Raw genomic sequence first — 1604 nt, forward strand, 5'->3', positions numbered from 1 at the left:
CAGACTGTCTAACAATTCAAAAATTCAGTCTGATGTAGACGGTATTTTTATCTTCGATTTTTTTAATACCATTTTTATCTTTGTTTTTCACATGAATTACATGTGTTCCCCTCTGTTACATCATACATTATTCAAACCTCATTACTAATTCTTCTGTTGAAAACATGCTTAATAATCGCTTAAAGTTATAAGCGATAAACATAGATGCAGCTTCTGCGTCAACATTCTCTTGTCTGCGTCGAAGAAAGAAATTATATCCGAGGCTCCTTTTTATAGTCCCAAATGGATGCTCCACGATACATCTTCTCTGTTTATAAACCTCGTTATTATTTAGTGTTTCATTATACACAGTTTCAAGAACATCTTCATGTACCCAACGCTGTATCGTTCTTCCAGATGAAGAAGTAGTGCAGTCTTTTTTATATTTGCATGAATTGCAGTCTGTACACTTATATTTGCGATACTTCATACCATTCTTCGAAGTGTTTTCAAAAAATCGTAATCTATTTCCTGCTGGGCATGTGTATTCATCAGTCTCACCATTATAGATAAACTTTTCTTTGCGAAATTCATTATCTTTTGTAGCATTATTCGCTTTAGCTTTTTTTATAAAGACATTCATTCCAGCATCAACGCATTTTTTTATCTCCGTTCCGTTATAATAACCTGTATCTGCAAGAACTGTAGAAGACTCTTTTTCTAAAAGTTCGGATGCTTTTTGTGCCATAGTATAAAGCTGGTTTTGATCATTTATATCATTAGTCGTCGAAATATCTACAACGAAATGATTCTTTGCATCTACAACAGACTGTACATTGTAGCAGATATCCAATGAACCGTTATTTTTCATCCTTCTTGAATCAGGATCTGTCAAACTCTTTTGTTCCAGTCCTTCATCTTTTAATTCCTGTTTTTGTGTAAGATACTGTTCTTTTAACTCTTGATAGGTTTTTAGTTTATCTGTAAGGTCATCTGCCGGCACCTCATCTTTAGCGATTGCCATAAGATATGCATTTATCTGAGCTTCTGCATATTCGATTTTTTTATATAAACCGCTTTGCGTAATACAATTATGCTTGCTGTTTTGAGCATGGATCTTTGTTCCATCAATAACAATCAGTTCGCCATCAATGAGTCCCCAACCTTTGAGAATAAGGGTAAGATTTCGTAATGTATTATGAAACGCAGCATTGTTCTTCTGAACAAACCCTGCAATAGTACCATGATCAGGTGTTATGCAGTTTACCAGCCACATTAATTCAAGGTTGCGTTTTGCTTCTGTTTCCAATGCGCGGCTAGAACGAATCTTATTTAAATAACCATAGATATGAAGTTTTAATAAATCAGATCGGCGATAAGGTGATTGTCCTCGATTCCTACCGCTATACTCTATAAAACCCAGATTTTCTAAATCTAAGGATTCTACATAAGAATCTATTACTCGGACAGAATTATCCTTACTTATTAAGTCGTCTAATGAAGTGGTTATCATTCTTGTCTGATATCTATCTGTGCCAACAATATATGCCATAACGAATTCCCCTACGATACTGTATTTGGTAGTTTTATTATAGCATTTTTCTTAATTGTTAGACAGTCTGACG

The 1604-nt window shown here is 34.4% G+C and carries 1 protein-coding gene; it reads right to left on the bottom strand.

Annotated elements, in window-relative coordinates:
• Window positions 1-127: 127 nt before the first annotated feature.
• Entirely contained in the window at window positions 128-1531 is a 1404-nt protein-coding gene (locus AB5170_RS22425) for an IS1182 family transposase (protein WP_195700162.1), read from the bottom strand.
• Window positions 1532-1604 lie beyond the last annotated feature (73 nt).

The organism is Ruminococcus sp. RTP21484sp1_RTP21281st1_A8_RTP21281_210402 (assembly GCF_040914025.1).
GTDB lineage: Bacteria > Bacillota > Clostridia > Lachnospirales > Lachnospiraceae > Blautia_A > Blautia_A faecis.

What these genes read in the sequence shown, in the direction of transcription:
- AB5170_RS22425 (WP_195700162.1), bottom strand. Translation starts at nt 1,531, where the DNA reads ATGGCATATATTGTTGGCACAGATAGATATCAGACAAGAATGATAACC.